At 69.3% G+C, this 16,388-nt stretch carries 10 protein-coding genes; 6 read left to right on the top strand and 4 right to left on the bottom strand.

Translation table 11 applies throughout. The features are described 5' to 3' along the window. Positions 1 to 179: 179 nt before the first annotated feature. The 4 genes from F4X11_18835 (at position 180) to F4X11_18820 (ending at position 6,602) form a co-directional block, all read left to right on the top strand. On the top strand, positions 180 to 3,632 hold the full coding sequence (locus F4X11_18835) for a hypothetical protein (protein ID MYN67059.1): 3,453 nt from the start codon (positions 180 to 182) through the stop codon (positions 3,630 to 3,632). 178 nt (positions 3,633 to 3,810) lie between these two features. Continuing rightward, the gene (locus tag F4X11_18830) at positions 3,811 to 4,164 is read left to right on the top strand and encodes a hypothetical protein (protein MYN67058.1); all 354 of its coding nucleotides are present in this window, start codon (positions 3,811 to 3,813) and stop codon (positions 4,162 to 4,164) included. Continuing rightward, positions 4,157 to 4,741 (top strand): helix-turn-helix domain-containing protein, encoded by a 585-nt coding sequence (locus tag F4X11_18825; GenBank protein MYN67057.1) that lies wholly within the window; start codon positions 4,157 to 4,159, stop codon positions 4,739 to 4,741. The genes F4X11_18830 and F4X11_18825 overlap by 8 nt, the downstream gene beginning before the upstream one ends. A gap of 19 nt (positions 4,742 to 4,760) precedes the next feature. Next, the gene (locus F4X11_18820; GenBank protein MYN67056.1) at positions 4,761 to 6,602 is read left to right on the top strand and encodes a ParA family protein; all 1,842 of its coding nucleotides are present in this window, start codon (positions 4,761 to 4,763) and stop codon (positions 6,600 to 6,602) included. Positions 6,603 to 6,784: 182 nt separating this feature from the next. On the opposite strand, the gene F4X11_18815 is transcribed toward F4X11_18820, so the two are convergent. The 4 genes from F4X11_18815 to F4X11_18800 all read right to left on the bottom strand — a co-directional run bounded on the left by F4X11_18815 (position 6,785) and on the right by F4X11_18800 (position 13,537). Then, positions 6,785 to 9,889 carry an efflux RND transporter permease subunit gene (locus F4X11_18815; GenBank protein MYN67055.1) on the bottom strand — a complete coding sequence of 1,035 codons (3,105 nt, stop codon included), beginning with the start codon at positions 9,887 to 9,889 and terminating at the stop codon, positions 6,785 to 6,787. A gap of 20 nt (positions 9,890 to 9,909) precedes the next feature. Then, positions 9,910 to 11,442: an efflux RND transporter periplasmic adaptor subunit gene (locus F4X11_18810; GenBank protein ID MYN67054.1), complete on the bottom strand. Its 1,533-nt coding sequence runs from the start codon at positions 11,440 to 11,442 to the stop codon at positions 9,910 to 9,912. Further along, a complete protein-coding gene (locus F4X11_18805; protein MYN67053.1) occupies positions 11,439 to 13,094 on the bottom strand; it encodes a TolC family protein in 1,656 nt (551 codons plus the stop codon). Before F4X11_18805 ends, F4X11_18810 begins: the two co-directional genes overlap by 4 nt. A 239-nt stretch (positions 13,095 to 13,333) precedes the next feature. Beyond that, a complete protein-coding gene (locus tag F4X11_18800) occupies positions 13,334 to 13,537 on the bottom strand; it encodes a hypothetical protein (GenBank protein MYN67052.1) in 204 nt (67 codons plus the stop codon). Between the two features lie 180 nt (positions 13,538 to 13,717). Here F4X11_18800 and F4X11_18795 point away from each other — a divergent pair, with 180 nt between their 5' ends. Further along, positions 13,718 to 14,608 carry an acyl-CoA desaturase gene (locus tag F4X11_18795; GenBank protein MYN67051.1) on the top strand — a complete coding sequence of 297 codons (891 nt, stop codon included), beginning with the start codon at positions 13,718 to 13,720 and terminating at the stop codon, positions 14,606 to 14,608. Positions 14,609 to 14,720: 112 nt separating this feature from the next. Continuing rightward, positions 14,721 to 15,725: a hypothetical protein gene (locus tag F4X11_18790; protein ID MYN67050.1), complete on the top strand. Its 1,005-nt coding sequence runs from the start codon at positions 14,721 to 14,723 to the stop codon at positions 15,723 to 15,725. The last annotated feature ends 663 nt before the right edge of the window (positions 15,726 to 16,388 follow it).

Below are 16,388 nucleotides of genomic sequence, written 5' to 3'. Positions count from 1 at the left end.
CGGTGGTGAACGTGCAAATATCAGGTTCTTTCGGCTCGACCCCCGGCTCGCGCGGACCGGCGGCTGCCCGGTGGCGGCGACTGGCGCTGGCGGCGGTGACGCGACCTTGGGGTGGCCATGTTGCCCGTTGTCGCGTTGGGCGTTCCGTCGGCGCGGGACTTCTGCGCCGCAGGCTCCTGTTGCCGATCGTCGTGGCCGTGAGCGCGGGCTCCTGGTTCGCCTGCGCGCCGGCGGGGCTTCCATCGGCCGGCTCGGCCGAGTATCGGGAGACGGTGCGCGTCTTCTACCGGGGGCTGGCATCGCTGGAGGTCGGTTTGCTGAGCGACGCGCGCGACCAGTTCGTCCGCGCGAGCGAGCTGGCCCCGCGCGAGCCGGCCATTCACGCGAACCTGGCCGTGGCCCGGGTCGGCGTGGGAGACGACGGAGGGGCGACGACGGCGCTGGAGACGGCGTACGCCCTGGCGCCGGACAGTGCCGCGGTGGCGTTTCTGCAGGGTCAGCTCGCCAGCTTCAGCGGGCGGTCCGAGGAGGCGGTCGCCCAGTATCGGCGCGCGGCGGCGCTCGACGCCGATCACGAGCAAGCCCGCTTCGCCCTGGCCCAGGAGCTGGAGCGGGGCGGGGCAGAACCCGACCTGCCCGAGGCGCGGCGGTGGCTGGAAGAGGTCCTGGCGCGCCGGCCCGACAACCTGGCCGTGCTGCTGGAGCGGGCGCGGTGGGCGGCCCGGACGGAGGACGGCGACGTCCTGGACGACACGATAGAGCGCCTGACGCAACGCAGCGCGGCGTGGCCCGAGCTGGCCATGGAGCAGTTGCAGGGACTGTCCGAGGCCGCCGCCGGCGGCGACCTGGGACGGGCCGCGACCATGGCCCAGTTGCTCCGCAACGTGCTGGTCCGCACGCCCGCTTTCCGTGAGGACCTGGCGGTGGTCAGCGTCAGCGCAGAGCAGATCGCGGCGCCGCTGATGCGCTTTCTGGCGATGCCGTCGCCCCCGTCGACCGCGGCGGCGCCGGATCGGACGCTCGCCTACGTGGCGGAGCGAATCCAGCCGGTAGCGCAGGGAACTGTCGAGGCGGCCGCGCTGGCCATAGTCCACGGCGGCGAGGACGGGACGCCGGCAATCGTTGCCACCGACGGCGAGACCGTGCGCCGGGTGGGCGGGGCCGACGCGGGACCGGAGCTCCCCTTTCCGGGCGGCGGGCCCGCGACCGGGCCGGCTGCCGAGGCGCTTCTTCCTCTCGACTGGAACGGCGACTACCGCATGGATCTCGCCGTTGTGGGCGCAAGTGGCTTCGGTCTTCTGACCCGCAACGAGGACGGTGAGTTCGAACAGAACACCCCCGTGCCGGCGAACGACATCGACATGGGGAGCCTCGCGGGCTACGGCGCCTGGGCGGCCGACATCGAGATGGACGGCGATCTCGACATCGTTCACGGCCCCCTGGACGCGGCGCCGTGGGTGCTGCGCAACAACGCCGACGGCACGTTCGAGGCGGTGCGGCCGTTCCCCGCCGTGGCCGGCCTGCGCGGTTTCGGCTGGGGCGATCTCGACGTCGACGGCGACCCGGACGCGGTCCTGCTGGACGCGGCGGGCGGCGTGCATCCGCTGGAGAACCTGCAGGCCGGTCGGTTCGGCGGGTGGCCGGCGTGGGAGGCGTCGCGGCCGGTCGTCGCCCTGGCCCTGGGCGACCTGAACGCGGACGGCGTCCTCGACGTGGTCACCCTGGATGCGGCGGGTCAGGTCAGCCGCACGAGCTGGAACGACGGGACGTGGGATCGCGAGCCCGTCGCCGAGTGGTCCGCCGTGCCGGCCGACGCCGCTCCCGGATCCCGGCGGCTGCTGTTGGCCGACCTGGACAACAACGGCGCGCTCGACCTGCTCGGCTCGGGACCGGCGGGCTCACGGATCTGGCTGGCCGACGAGCGTGCGGTGCTGCAGGACGACGACCTCGACGCGCCGGTCACGGCCGAGATCTTCGGCGTCGCCGATCTGGACGCCGACGGCTGGCTCGACCTGGTGGGGGTGGAGGACGGCGCGCCGGTACGGCTGGCGGGGCGGGGCAGCGCCGGCTACGGCTGGCAACGGATTCGCCCGCGGGCCCACATTGCGGCGGGCGATCAGCGGATCAACTCGTTCGGGGTCGGCGGCGAGATCGAGGCGCGCGCCGGACTGCTCGTGCAGAAGCAGGTGCTGACCGGGGGGCCGGTCCACTTCGGCCTGGGCGAGCAGCCGCGGATCGACGTGGCGCGCGTGGCGTGGCCCAACGGCGTCGTGCAGGCCGATTTCAACCTGCCGGCGCGCGGCGAGTTCGTCGCCGAGCAGCGGCTCAAGGGCTCCTGCCCGTGGCTCTTCGCCGACGACGGTACGGGCCTGCGTTTCGTCACCGACGTGCTCTGGCGGTCGCCGCTCGGGATGCGCATCAACGCGCAGGACACCGCCGGCGTCACGCAGACCGAGGATCGCGTGCTGATCCGCGGCGATCAGCTCGCCCCGCGCGACGGGGAGTACGACCTGCGCATCACCGCCGAGCTCTGGGAGACCCACTTCGTCGACCACGCGTCCCTGCTGGTCGTCGACCACCCGGCGGACACGGAGGTCTTCGTCGACGAGCGCTTCGCCCGCGACGCGGCCCCGCTGGATCCCATCGTCACCGGCCCGTCGCAACCCATCGCCGGCGCCTGGGACGATGCCGGCAAGGACGTCGGGGACCTGGTCGGCAAGCGCGACGGACGCTACGTCGCCACGTTCGAGCGGGGGACCCACCAGGGAATCACCCGCGATCACTTCCTCGAAGTCGAGCTCGGCCCGGACGCCGAGGCGCACGCCGCGCTGCGGCTGCTGGCCTACGGTTGGATCTACCCGACCGACAGCAGCATCAACGTCGCCCTCGGACAGAGCAGCCTGCCGGCGCCGCGCGGCGTGGCGGTGGAGGCGCTCGACGGCAAGGGGCACTGGACCGTCATGCACCAGGACCTGGGCTTCCCGGCCGGCAAGCTCAAGACGATGGTCATTCCGGTGGAGCGGCTGTTCGACGGGCGGTATCCGCAACGGCTGCGGCTGCGCACGAACCTGGAGATCTACTGGGACCGGATCGCCTGGGCGCCGCTGCGCGACGACGCTCCGCTGGCGACGCGGCGCCTCACGCCCGCCGTCGCGGATCTCGACTACCGCGGCTACAACGTGACCGAGTACGTCGGTCCGCGCCGTCTGGAACTGCCGCGCTACGAGCTGGCCAGCCTGCGGCCCCGGTGGCGCGACCTGGTCGGCTACCACACCCGCTTCGGCGACGTCCGCGAGCTGCTGGCCGAGGTCGAGGACCGCTACGTGATCATGAACGCCGGCGACGAGCTCCGGCTTCGCTTCGCGGCCCCGCCGGACCCGCCCGCGGGCTGGCGCCGCGACTTCGTCCTGATCACCGACGGCTGGGTCAAGGACGGCGACTTCAACACGGCGCACTCCAAAACTGTCGGGCCGCTGCCGACGCACGACACCCCCGAGTACGACCCGGATGCCTCGGCCACCCTCGAGGACGACCCGGTCTACCAGCGCTACAAGGACGACTGGAGCAAGTTCCACACCCGGTTCGTCGCCCCCGACGCGTTCCTGCGGGGGTTGGAACGTGTGACACCTTGAGGCGGGTTGGTACGACCGCGACACCCAGGCGTCATCGGCCGGATGTGGTCCAGCCAGTCTGCTGGGCTCGTCCGACGGGCACAAATGATGGATCCGCATTCTTGATTCAAGGGGTTGTGTCTCATATGATTGTTTTCCTTGATGGTTGTGTCCTGCTGGGGCCGGTCGGGGAGCGTCGGTGAGCATCGACGAAGCGACTCGGCATCAGCTTGCTCTGCTCGCGCGGCGACCCCGGGCCCGGCGGACCGAATTCAGCGCCGCGCGCCCGGCGCGATGGCAGCCGCAGCAGGTGCTGGATCCGGCAGGGGGACTCGACGTGCCGTTCACCGAGGCCGGGGCCTGGGAGCTCATCGCCTCCCGACTTGAGGATGGCAACGCCGTCGATGTCGTCGAATTGCGGAAGCCGCCGGGCGCCACTGGCTACGTCATGAAGATTGACCTCGGATCGGGCGCGCCGCTCGTCTACGTGAAGCTGGAACTGCGGTCCGGCCGGGTACTCGGGCGCAGCTTTCACTATTCCGACCATGCATGAAAGAACACCGGTTGACGAGTCCGTCGCCGCGCTGTCCGCCATCGATTCGAAGCCGGGCAGGGAGACGCCGCAGGATCAGGCGTGCTTCGAGTGCGACGGGCCGGCGGGCACCGTGTGGCGCGACCACACGTTCATCCACGGCGTGGGCGCATCCGCTGTCGAGGTGACGGCCAGGATCCCGGTTCGCGTCTGCCGATCGTGCGGTTTCGAGTTCCTCGATCACGAGGCCGAGACGCTGCAGCACGAGGCCATATGCCAGCATCTGGGCGTTCTGGCGCCCAAGGAGGTCCGCGGCATCCGTGCTCTGCATGGCATGTCGCGCGTCGCGTTCGCGAAGGTGACCGGGCTCGGCGAAGCGACGTTGAACCGCTGGGAGAACGGGTTGCTGATTCAGAACCGGGCCAACGATCGCTATCTTCGCCTGCTGGCGTCGCCCGGCAACGTACAGGCGCTGCAACACATGGAAGATGCAGGAGCGTCGGAGACGTCCGAGACCGTCGGCGCATCTCGTTTCCGGATGCTCGACGCGTCCGCGGCGCGGCGTCGCAGGCGGACCCCTTTCCGGCTCGTAGCCTGACCTGCACAGTGTGAATCCCGTGTACGTCACGACCTTCTATTCGTTCAAGGGTGGGGTCGGGCGCACAATGGCGCTCGTCAACACGGCGGTTGAACTGGTTCGCAGGGGGCGCCGCGTACTCGCCGTCGATTTTGACCTCGAAGCGCCCGGCCTCGACACGTTCGGCGTTCTGCGTCCGGCGGACGACGTTCCGGGGGTCATCGACTTCGTCGGTGAGTACCTGGTCTCCAAGCGGGCTCCGAACGTTGAGCGATACATCAGCGAAGCACCCGGCTTCGGCGCCGGCGCCGGCCAACTGTGGATCATGCCGTCCGGCGCGCAACGGGCGACGTACGCCGCGGATTTCAGCCGGATCGACTGGGGGGCGCTGTACGAGCAGCATGACGGCTACTTGTTGTTCGAAGATCTCAAGGAACAGTGGAAACAGGTCGTAAGACCCGACTACGTGCTCATCGATTCCCGTACCGGCCATACGGATACCGGCGGCATTTGTACCCGCCAGCTTCCCGATGCGGTGGCGATCCTGTTCTTCCCGAACGATCAGAACCTGCGCGGGCTGTCGAAGGTCGTGCATGACATCCGGGCCGAGTCTCGCGAGTCGCGCACGTCACCTATCGACCTGCATTTCGTGATGTCCAACGTTCCTGATCTGGACGACGAGGACAGAATTCTCGAGGCGAAGATCGATGCGTTCAGGGAGCAGCTGGACTTCCGGCGCGGTCCGCTGGTCGTGCACCGCTACGACAGCCTTTCGCTGCTGAACCAAGTCGTGTTCACGAAGGACCGGCCGAGGAGTCGCCTCGCAAAGGAGTACTGCGATCTCGTCAGCGAGATCGTCAGCCGCAACCTGGCGGATCGCGATGGGGCACTGGACTACGTCGGGCGCGCGAGCAGAAGCTGGCGCCAGCGTGGCGTCGCGTACGAGCGTCCTGACGTCATGGACAGGAAGCTGGGGGAGATCGAGAGAGTACATGCACGCGATGGGGAGGTGCTGTTCGCTCTGGGAGCCTTCCTGGAGGAGTACCGGCGCCGATCGGAAACCGTGGGATCGCTTTTCGACCGCGCGATCGCCGCCGGCCATGAGCCGCCGCAGGCGTATCTGAAGCGGGCGTACTTCAGGGCCGACCGCGGAGATGCCGCGGGGGCGGGCGAGGATGCACTGCGCGTTCTGCATTCCGATGACGTGCCGCCTCCGCTCGTTCGGGAGGCCATATCCCTGGTGGCTCCGGGCGGGTTGCGAGCCGTTGCGGAGTCTGTTGCCGTCGTGGCCCTGAGTCTCGACGACAGGATCTGGATCGCGAGCACGCTTGAAGAGACGCCGGATGAAATCGGTGTCGCGGTGTCCATCCTGGAGCCGATTCTCGAGGATCGGGAGCTCGGGGAGCAGCAACGTGATAGGGCGCGTTCTGTCCTTGCTCTGCGCCATATCGGGCTCGGGAAGTGCAAGACGGCGGCAAAACTGCTCCGCGACCGGGAACGCGGCGTCGCAGATATGGATGTACAGGATGCGTTCAATTACGGGATGGCGGTGTGGGGTGCGACCGAAGAGATCGCCAGCGAGCCGTTCACAAAGGTAGTCGAACTCGATCGGGAGGACGATTCGCCGTCCGACGAGCATCCCAACTATCTGCAGTGCCTCGCGATTGCCAACTGGGTGGCCGGCGACAGGTCGAAGGCGCTTGAACTGGTACGGCGGGCCCGTGAAGCAGTTGGTGAATCGAGAGGGCCGACATTCAGTTGCTGGCGTTACCGGAGGGTGCCCGCCCGCGAGTTCCTGGAAGACCTCGACGAGATCGAGGCCCTGATCAACGGCGATGCTTCCCGCAAGCCGTACTTCATGACGGAAGCGCCCGCTAGCTGATCGCGTTGAGGGCGGTGTTTCGCCGTAGGTCGCGCAAGTCGTCGTGCTCGTCGGCGGAGTTGGCCTCGTGGCGGCAGGTAGTCGAGGAGATCAAGAATGGGTGAACGCAACATCGCTGCGGAAGTTCTCAAGGGACTGTGCGAGATCCGAGAGCATCGCGCCGGCGAGCGCGGCGTGCCTGGTTAGGTGCGCCGCAGGCCCCAGCCTCGCCAGATGCAGTAGACCGCGGGAAACACCAGCAGGACGACGACGGCCGTCGTGACCACGCCTCCGACCATCGGCGCCGCGATCCGCTTCATCACGTCGGCTCCGGTGCCGGTGCTCCACATGATGGGCAGTAGCCCGAACGCGGTAGTGGCGCTCAACATCACCACCGGCCGGACGCGGCGCGCCGCACCTTCGAAAACTGCTTCGCGGAGCTCGGCGAGCGTCGTCAGTCGACCGTCAGCGCGCGCGGCGTCGCAGGCGCGGTCCAGGTACAGCAGCATCACCACCCCGGTCTCCGCGCTCAGACCCGCCAGCGCGATGATGCCCACCCAGACGGCGATGCTCAGGTTGTAGCCGAGCACGTACAGCAGCCAGAACGTGCCGATCAGCGACAGCGGCACGGCGGAGAGCACGATGAGTGTCCGCGCGACCGAGCGGGTGCTGGCGTAGATGGTCAGGAAGATCAGGAGCAGCGTGATCGGCACCACGAGCTGCATCCGCTCCTGCGCGCGCACCATGTACTCGTACTGGCCGCTCCAGCCGAGGCTGTAGCCGGTGGGGATCGCCACCTGCGCGGCCACCGCCTGCCGGGCGCGCTCGACGTAGGTCCCGACGTCGACGTCCTCGATGTCCACGTAGACCCAGGCGTTGGGACGCGCCTGCTCGCTCTTGATGGCCGGCGGTCCCTTGACGAACGACATGGTGGTCAGGTGGCCGAGGGGGATCTGCTGCCGGGTCGGGGTCTGCACGAGGATGTCCCGCAGCGCCGCGGGGTTGTCGCGCAGGTCGCGGCTGTAGCGGAGGTTGACGGGATAGCGCTCGAGGCCCTCCACCGTCGTGGTGATGTTCATGCCGCCGATGGCCGACTGGATGACGTCCTGCACGTCGCCGACGGTCAGCCCGTAGCGCGCGATCTCGTCGCGCCGGACCGAGAAGTTCAGGTAGTTGCCGCCCATCACGCGCTCGGCGTAGGCCGAACGGGTTCCCGGCACCTCGCGGACCACGGCCTCGACGTTGCGGCCGACCTCCTCCAGCACGGCGAGGTCGGGTCCGGAAATCTTGATGCCCACCGGGGTCTTGATGCCGGTCGACAGCATGTCGATGCGGGTCTTGATCGGCATGGTCCAGGCGTTGGTGACGCCGGGGAACCGGATCGCGCGGTTCATCTCGTCGGTCAGCCGCTCGGGGGTCATGCCGGGCCGCCAGGCTTCTTCCGGCTTGAGCTTGATGGTGGTCTCCAGCATGCTCAGCGGCGCCGGGTCGGTCGCGGTGTCGGCGCGGCCGACCTTGCCGAAGACGTGCTCCACTTCCGGGAAGGTCCGCAGGATGCGGTCGGTCTGCTGCAGGATCTCGCGCGCCTTGGTGATCGACACCCCCGGCAGGGTCGTCGGCATGTAGAGCAGGTCGCCCTCCCACAGCGGCGGCATGAACTCGGAGCCGAGCCGCGAGAAGGGGACTGCGGTCGCGCCGACCGCCGCCAGCGTCACGACGACCACCACCCAGCGCCCCGCCAGCACCAGCCGCAGCGCGGGCCGGTACAGCGCCATCAGCAGCCACGCGATCGGGTTGGCATGCGCGGAGACGACGCGGCCGCGAATCCAGTAGCCGACCAGCACGGGGACCAGCGTGATGGAGAGCAGGGCGGCGGCGGCCATCGCGTAGGTCTTGGTGAACGCCAGCGGCTTGAAGAGCCGGCCCTCCTGCGCCTCCAGGGTGAAGATGGGGGCGAAGGAGATGGTGATGACCAGCAGCGCGAAGAACAGGGTGGGGCCGACCTCGGTGGCGGCGCGGGTGACGATCTGCCAGTGCGGCAGGCGGCCGCCGTCGCGCTCCAGGTGCCGGTGCGCGTTCTCGACCATCACGATCGCGGCGTCCACCATCGCGCCGATGGCGATCGCGATGCCGCCCAGCGACATGATGTTGGCGTTGATGCCCTGCAGGTACATCACGATGAGGGCCATCAGCACTGCCAGCGGCAGGGTCAGCACCGCGACCAGCGCCGAGCGCACGTGCAGCAGGAAGACGGCGCAAACCAGGGCGACGATCGCCATCTCTTCCAGCAGCTTTTCCTGCAGGGTGTCGATGGAGCGTTCGATCAGGGCCGTCCGGTCGTAGACCGGGACGATCTCGACCCCCTCGGGAAGGCCGGACTGCAGCTCCGCCAGGCGTGTCTTCACCCGCTCGACCACGTCGTGCACATTCGCGCCGTAGCGGACGACGACGATGCCGCCGACCACCTCGCCGTCGCCGTTCAGTTCGGCCAGACCGCGGCGGATGTCCGGTCCTATCTGCACCGTGGCGACGTCCTGCACCGAGATCGGCGTCCCGGAGTCGTCCACCCCCAGCGCCACCCGCTTCACGTCGTCGACCCCCTGGATGTAACCCTCGCCGCGCACCATGAACTCGGCCTCGGACATCTCCAGCACCCGCCCGCCGACGTCGTTGTTGCTCCGCTGGACGGCGCTGCGGATGCGCGAGAGCGGGATGTCGTAGGCGCGCAGGCGGTTCGGGTCGACGGTGATCTGGTACTGCTTGACGAAGCCGCCGATGCTGGCGACCTCGGACACGCCGGGCACCGCGGTCAGCTCGTACTTGAGGAACCAGTCCTGGAGCGAGCGCAGCTCGGCCAGGTCGACCTCGTCGGAACGGAGCGCGTACAGGTAGGCCCAGCCGACGCCGGTGGCGTCGGGGCCGAGGGTCGGCGTGACGCCGGCGGGCAGGCGGCCGCCGACGTAGTTGAGGTATTCGAGCACTCTGCTGCGCGCCCAGTAGAGGTCGGTGCCGTCCTCGAAGATCACGTAGACGAACGAGAAGCCGAAGAACGAGTAGCCGCGGACCACGGTGGCGGAGGGGACCGCCAGCATCTGCGTCGTGATGGGGTAGGTGACCTGGTCCTCGACCACCTGCGGGGCCTGTCCCGGGTAGTCGGTGAAGATGATCACCTGCACGTCGGACAGATCCGGGAGCGCGTCGAGCGGCATCGCCCGCAAGGCGTAGATCCCGCCGAACGCGATGCACACCGCGGCGAGGACCACGAAGAAGCGGTTGCCGATCGACCACTCGATGACCCTGGCGAGCATCGTTCTTCTCCCGCTCGACGTCAGTGCCGGTGGCCGGCCGGCATCGTGGGCATGTCGCCCGCTCTGCTGGGAGGCGACGACACTTGCTCCGCGCCAAGAAGGTGCTCCGCGGGCATGTCCGGCGTCGCCTGCTCGCCGATGGGCGTCGCCAGGTGCTCCTCGCCGTGCCGGTGCTCCGTGGGCATGTCCGACGCGGCCCGGCCGCCGGCCGGCATCACCGGCATGCCCGGCACATCCATGCCCGAGTCGAGGGTGCGGATGGCCGCCGTCAGGTTGCTCTCGGAGTCGATGAGGAACTGCGCCGACACGACGATGGTGTCCCCGTCCTCGACGCCTTCCAGCACCTCCCACACCCCGGCGCCGTAGCGGCCGAGGGTGACGGGGACGACCTGGAACGTTCCGGGTGACCGCTCGAGGACCACCAGATCGCGGGTGCCGCCGCGGATCACCGCCTCCTCCGGCACGGTCAGGGCGTCGCGCGCCACCGGCACGTCGAAGGTCACGTTGGCGTACATGCCGGCGCGCAGCGTCAGGTCGGGGTTCTCCAGCTCGATGGAGACGGTCATCGTGCGCGTCTGTTCATCGAAGTGCGGATACAGGTAGCGGACGAATCCCGTGTAGGGCCTTCCGGGCAGGTAGGGCAGCTCGACGCGCGCCCGCTGCCCGACGCGCATCGCCTCGACCTGGTGTTCGAAGACCTCGACGTCGACCCAGATGGTGGTCAGGTCGGCCATCTTGTAGAGGTTCATGCCGGCCCGCACGTGCATCCCGTCGAGGGCCTGGTCCAGCTTCTCGACGACGACGCCGGTGACCGGCGAGAGGACCGACAGCGTGCGGCGCGGGGTCCGCTCGCGCTCCAGCGTGGCGATCTGCGCGTCGGCGATGTCCCAGTAGTTGAGCCGCGCGCGGGTCGAGGCGACGAGGGAGCGCGCCCGCTCAGCGATCGCGGGGTACGCGGACGTCTCCAGCCGCGCGGCGTAGTCGACCGCCTGCAGGTACTCCATCTGGGTGGTGACGAGCTGCGGGCTGTAGATGTCGAAGAGCACCTGTCCCTCCTCGACCGTCTCGCCGAGGTAGTTCACCGCCACGTTCTCGATCCAGCCGTCGTACTTCGTGTTGACCCAGGCGATCTGCCGGTCGTTGTGGGCGAGGGTGCCGACCGTGCGGATCGTCTGCGCGACGTTGCGCCGGGTGATCGGCTCGGTGCGGACGCCTATGCTCTGCACGAAGCCGGGGTCGATCCGTACCGTGCCCGGCGGCAGGCTCCCGGCGTCGCTCGAATACACGGGCACCAGGTCCATGCCCATCGGCGACCTGCCCGGCCGGTCCGACGTGAAGGTCGGGTCCATCGGCGCGCGCCAGTACAGAATTTCCCGTTCGTCGCCTTCCATCGGCGCCTCGGCGGGCGCCGCGCGTGAGGGCGCCGGAGCTTCATGGAGAGAGGAGAAGACGCGGGTGGACCATTGCCGGCCAGCGGGGCCGACCGTCGCCAGCATCGTGGCCGCGATGCCCAGTCCGAAGCTGACGACGCCGACCGCGATTGCGTTCTTCATGGCGTTCTCCCGGTGAGCGGCACCCGCGTGCCGATCGCGCGTTCGAGGGCGGTGAGCGCGATGAGGAGGTCCGACAGGTAGCGCGCGCGCATCGTGCGCACGTCGATCAGCGTGCGCTCGCTGTCGAGCAGCTCGAGGACGCCGAGCTGCCCCGTCTCGTACGCGGTCTCGGTGGCGCGCAGCGCCTCCTCGGTCTGCGGGATCAGCACGGTGTCGAGCAGGTCGATCTGCCGGTCCAGGGTCTCCAGCCGGACGACCGCCTCCTGGACCTCCATCTCCATGGCGTTGCGCGCCGCCGCCCGCTGCCGGGTGTACGCCCGCAACTCGTCGTTCGCCTGCTCGACGCCGGCCCGGTAGCGGGCGCTCCAGAGCGGCAGCGATGCCCCCACGGAGAGGGTGACGGCGTTCCTGCCGTTGTCCGGCGGCAGCGGCAGACCGGCGCGATCGTCGCGGCGGCCGACGTTGGTCACGCCCACGCTGGCGGTGAAGCCCGGCCGGGCATGCATCTCCGCCAGCTCGATGGCCTGCTCGCTGCCCTCGATGCGCGCGCTCGCCGCCCGCAGCTCGCGGCGGTGCCGCTCCCCCAGGCGGTAGAGCTGCTCCCGGTCGACCTCGACAGCGGGTCGGGTCGGGGGAGGCACTATGGGAACCGGCTCCTCGGCGGGGCGGTCGAGCAGCGTGTTGAGGTGCGTCGTGAGCGCAGCGCGCTGCCGCTCGAGGGCGTATCGCCGGTCGACTACGAGGCTGATCTCCGCCTGCAGCCGGATCACGGCCTGCTGCAGGCCCTGGCCGGTGGCGTAGCGGGCGCTGGCCAGCGTCTCGTAGTGCTCGAGCAACGACTGCTCCTCGCCGGCGAGACCGAGCGCGGCGTCGACGTAGCCCAGGTCGTAGTAGGCCTCCTTGACCCGCGCGACCACGTCCCGGCGTTTCGCTTCGTAGTGGTGAAGCAGGGCCGTCGCCTCCAGCACGGCGACCCGGCCCCGCAGCTCCAGGGTGCCGAACCACGGAAAGGCCTGGGTCAGCGTGACGCTGTTGAGCTGCGGGCCGACGCGGGTTTCCACGCTGCGCAGGGCCTGGGTGAAGTTGATCACGGGGTCGGGCAGGGCGGTAACCTGCGGCACTTGCTGCCGGGCGGCCTCGTAGCGCGCCTGCGCCTCGAGGACCGTCGGGTTGCGCTCCACCGCCCCGGCCACGTAGTGGCGCAGATCCGGCGCGACGGCGTAGAAGTCGAGCGTGTCCTCCGGGGCTGCCGGCTGGGCGGCGGCGAGGGCCGAGAGCAGGCTTGCGGCGATCAGGGCGGCCGCGAGTCGGGCGGTGCGGCGCCGCGGTAGAGATGCGTGCATGTGATCGTCCCCGGTTTTCCTCGTGTTCGAGGCGGCATCGGTTGTCCGCCGGGCGTGGTCCCCACGACCGTTCCGGTGTGCGGGAACCCGGTCGCGGCGGCACGCGGACGTGCGCCGAACCGGCGCGCTCGGGCGGAAAGACGGCGGGCGTGACGGAGACGGACGATCAGAGCAGCAGAGAGGCGTGCCGCAGGAACAGCGGCGGCGAGACGGCTTGGGGCCGCGGATGGTCGGCGAGCCACCCCGCCGTGTACGGTGCGGCGTGCCGCTCGCCCTCGAGAGCGGGCGGCAGAGCCGCGTCGCCTTCATGGGCCGCCTGCACGGATGGCTTCACGACGACGGTGGCGCAGCAGGTGAACGCGGCAGAGGTGTCGCCGTGGTGATCCTGAGGCCGATCGTGACAACTGGATGCCGCGGGCACGGCCGCCGCGGTCGCCATCAGCGGGCACAAGACGATGGTCGCCAGCAGGACGCAGCCGGCGGCGGCGACTACCTGTCGGCGTCCGGTCCGCAGCATGGCACCATCGTCGCACATCGCGTCCTTCGACTCAACTGATGAAGGAGCGGATTACAAGGGTGATCATGCCCACAATCAGTGCCACGGTACCGCTGAGTACCATGTTCAGCTTCGTCTCCACGCGAATGAGCCGAGACTCGAACGCGGCGATTTCCTCGGCGGCGGCGCGCGCCCGCGCGTCGGAGGCGCCCGCCTCCTTGAAGGCTTCGTATGTCTCGGACAGCATGACGGCCATGTTTGCGATCCTGCCTGACGGGTACAGCGTCGACTCGTTGATTGTACTCGGTCCCGGTTGTTCGGATGCTCCCCCGGATGGGGCCGAACGGGAACGGCGGGGCGATGGATGCGATAAAATCCGGCGCTTGTGCGCTCCGCAAGCGCGCGAAGGGAGAGTGCCCACGTGTCGGATGCAAGCGTGACCCGGACTGTCGGACCTGTCGCCGCCGAAGCGTTCGATCCCGAGCGGATCCAGTGGCTCAGGAACGTGCCGTTCCTCGCCATCCAGCTCGCCTGCCTGCTGGTGCTCTGGACCGGCGTCTCCGGCACAGCCGTCGCCATCGGCCTGGTGACGCTGTTCGCAAGGATGTTCGGGCTGACCGCCGGCTACCACCGCTACTTCTGCCACCGGGCGTTCAAGACGAGCCGCGCGTTCCAGTTCGTGCTGGCGTGGCTCGGCGCCTCGGCCGCGCAGCGCGGGCCGCTCTGGTGGGGTGGGCACCACCGCTGGCACCACCGGCACTCGGACACGGCGCAGGACGTCCATCCGCCCGGCGTCAAGGGGATCCTGTGGGCGCATGCCGGCTGGATCATGGCCGCCGGCAACGATCGGACGCGGGTCGAGTGGATCCGCGACTTCGCGAAGTTCCCGGAGCTGCGCTGGCTCGACGAGCACCACTACGTCGCACCGGTGATTCTGGGCGTCGCGCTCTTCGGACTCGGTCACTGGCTCGGCGCCGCCTACCCGGGGCTGGGCGTGAGCGGCGGGCAGCTCGTCGTGGTGGCGCTGTTCTGCAGCACCACGCTGCTCTACCACGTCACCTTCGCCGTCAACTCGATCGGCCATTGCCTCGGCAGCCGCCGCTACGAGACGAACGACGCCAGCCGCAACAGCTTCTGGCTCGCTCTGGTGACGGCCGGCGAGGGCTGGCACAACAACCACCACCGCTACCCGGCCTCCGAGCGCCAGGGGTTCTACTGGTGGGAGGTCGACTTCACCCACTACGGCGTCGTGCTGCTGTCGTGGCTCGGTGTGGTCTGGGACGTGCGGGGGCCGTCGGCGGACGTGATCCGCGAAGGCGCACGCTGACCGGATCGGGCTCGGAACGGCCCATCCCGCCGGCGACGTCGGGTGGTCGCCGGCCGGCGAGCCGGCGCGCGTTGGTATACTTCGGGGCGTCACGAAAGGATGGAGGTGTGCCGTGTTGCGAGTGCTCGTATTCCTCGCGTCGGTGTTGGCTTTTGTCGGCGACCCGCTCGACGCCCAGACCTGCGAACCCGCCGGAGATGTGAATTTCGTCTGCGGCACGACCAATCCGGAAGACCTCTACCGGGTTCCGGACGCCCCCTGGGTAATCGCATCGGGGCGATACTCCGCTTCGGAAGGTCCCGTCTACGCGGTGAACCTTGGTGATCACAGCGCCCAGGAGATCTTTCCCGCGGGAGCGTTGCCGCCGGAGCACGACCGCGATACCTACAGCGCCTGCCCCGGTCCGAACGACGTGTTCCAGCCGCACGGACTGACCCTGCGGGAGGGCGGCGGCGATGTGCATACCCTCTACGTCGTCGGTCACGGCGCGCGCGAGGCCATCGAGGTCTTTGCGCTGGATGTCGGCGGCGCCGTTCCCACGATGAAGTGGATCGGATGCATTCCGGCGCCGGAGGGCACCGCCCGCATCAACTCCATTACGGCGCTGCCCGACGGCTATCTCGGCGCGACGAACTTCGACCGCGCAGGCGGGGAGCTCTGGGAATGGCATCCCACGACGGGCTGGGTCGAAGTGCCCGGCAGCCGGATGCCCGGTCCCAACGGTCTCGTGTCCTCGGAAGACGGGCAGTGGTTCTACATCGGGGGCTGGAGCGATCGGGCGCTGGTGCGGCTGTCACGCGGCCAGAGTCCGCCGCGCGTCGACCGGATTCCGGTTGGCTTCAACGTCGACAACGTGCGCTGGGGACCCACCGGCCAGGTCATCGTCGCCGGTCACCTGACCCAGTGCGGGGACCTCGATCCTTGTGAGCTGTCGGCCGCGCGCGTGGCCGAGGTCGATCCGACGACGTTCGAGGTCCGGCAACTGGTGGACTACAAGGGAAACGAGTTCTTCCAGGTCGGCACCGTGGCCATCGAGGCGAACGACGAGATCTGGATCGGCGGGATCAGGGGCAGCTACGGGATCGCCCGGTTCCCACGCCAGGAACTTGCGCCGTAGAAGCGGCGAGACGGTGGCCATCACGCGCCACGACAAGGAGATCGCCCATCTGACGCCCCGCCGGCTCGGGATGGCGAGAGCCGCAGGTCGGTCGTGGAACGCTTCCGCGCGCAGCGGCGGCGGTGGCGACGGGTCGGCAGGGAACACTTCGTCTCGCCCCGCTCCGCCCCGGCCGCCCGGTCATCGGCCGCGTGTCGAGAGACGGACACCTCCGGCTGGTTTGGCGATGGCGACCGCGGGCAGCGTGTGCCGCGGAAGCGTTGACGGCCGAGGCGGGACGATCCGGTGGAAGCCGATCGGCCACCGGCTCAATCACAGATGGGATGCCGGGCTGCTCGCCCTCCACGGCTGCACCCTCAGGCCGCTTGGGAACGCCCCGCGCCGTCTGCGGCTTGTTGCGGTCTAGTGGTGCAGGCCGGGCGCGTTGACGTGCGCGTGGTGGCCGGCCTCAAGGGTCGCCACCTTGCCGGCCAGCTTGTCGAGCTTCGCGTTTACCACCAGCACGCCGATCGCGGCCACCAGCGACGTCGCCAGCGTCAGTAGCTCGACGATGTTCACGTCCAACATGGTTCCATCCTATCACCGCAAGAATTGGCGGAGAATCGCGCCCGTCCGACCCGCTCTGGTCGTGTCCCGTCAGTCTCGCAGGGGTCCCCGCTCAAT

The sequence above is a fragment of the Acidobacteriota bacterium genome, from assembly GCA_009861545.1.
Taxonomy (GTDB): domain Bacteria; phylum Acidobacteriota; class Vicinamibacteria; order Vicinamibacterales; family UBA8438; genus WTFV01.
This window is presented reverse-complemented; position numbering and strand designations above follow the sequence as displayed.

What these genes read in the sequence shown, in the direction of transcription:
- F4X11_18800 (MYN67052.1), bottom strand. Translation starts at nt 13,537, where the DNA reads ATGGCCGTCATGCTGTCCGAGACATACGAAGCCTTCAAGGAGGCGGGC.
- F4X11_18815 (MYN67055.1), bottom strand. Translation starts at nt 9,889, where the DNA reads ATGCTCGCCAGGGTCATCGAGTGGTCGATCGGCAACCGCTTCTTCGTG.
- F4X11_18825 (MYN67057.1), top strand. Translation starts at nt 4,157, where the DNA reads ATGCATGAAAGAACACCGGTTGACGAGTCCGTCGCCGCGCTGTCCGCC.
- F4X11_18810 (MYN67054.1), bottom strand. Translation starts at nt 11,442, where the DNA reads ATGAAGAACGCAATCGCGGTCGGCGTCGTCAGCTTCGGACTGGGCATC.
- F4X11_18805 (MYN67053.1), bottom strand. Translation starts at nt 13,094, where the DNA reads ATGAAGGCGACGCGGCTCTGCCGCCCGCTCTCGAGGGCGAGCGGCACG.